This is a genomic window from Streptomyces sp. NRRL S-1022 (genome assembly GCF_000720135.1).
Classification (GTDB): domain Bacteria; phylum Actinomycetota; class Actinomycetes; order Streptomycetales; family Streptomycetaceae; genus Streptomyces.
The window spans coordinates 1-316 of sequence record NZ_JOIU01000176.1; the positions used below are offsets into that span (position 1 = coordinate 1).

Below are 316 nucleotides of genomic sequence, written 5' to 3' on the forward strand. Positions count from 1 at the left end.
ATCCGGGACCGCGGCCTGATCTGCGAGGTCTCCGACGCCAGCAGCACGTCACCGCGCCTGCGCCACGCCCGAACCACCGACGAGGGAGGACGGGGCCTGCTGATCGTGGCCCAGCTCGCACAGCGATGGGGCACGCGATACACGGCGACCGGCAAGATCATCTGGACTGAGCAGGTCATACCCGCCGACACGGTTGCCCAGCCTGGTCCTACGGCATGAGGAGACGACAGCCTTCGGCCGAAGGCGGACCGAACTCCCGCTCCCAGCTTGGGAATCGACGGCGCTTGCGCGGGCTGTTCGGCCTTGAGCTGTGTAG

The 316-nt window shown here is 68.0% G+C and carries 1 protein-coding gene; it reads left to right on the forward strand.

Features of this window, described 5'->3' with window-relative positions; all coding sequences use genetic code 11:
- A partial coding sequence (locus tag IG05_RS49875; protein WP_037816052.1) for an ATP-binding protein occupies nt 1-219 on the forward strand: 219 nt, incomplete at its 5' end.
- Between the last annotated feature and the right edge of the window lie 97 nt (nt 220-316).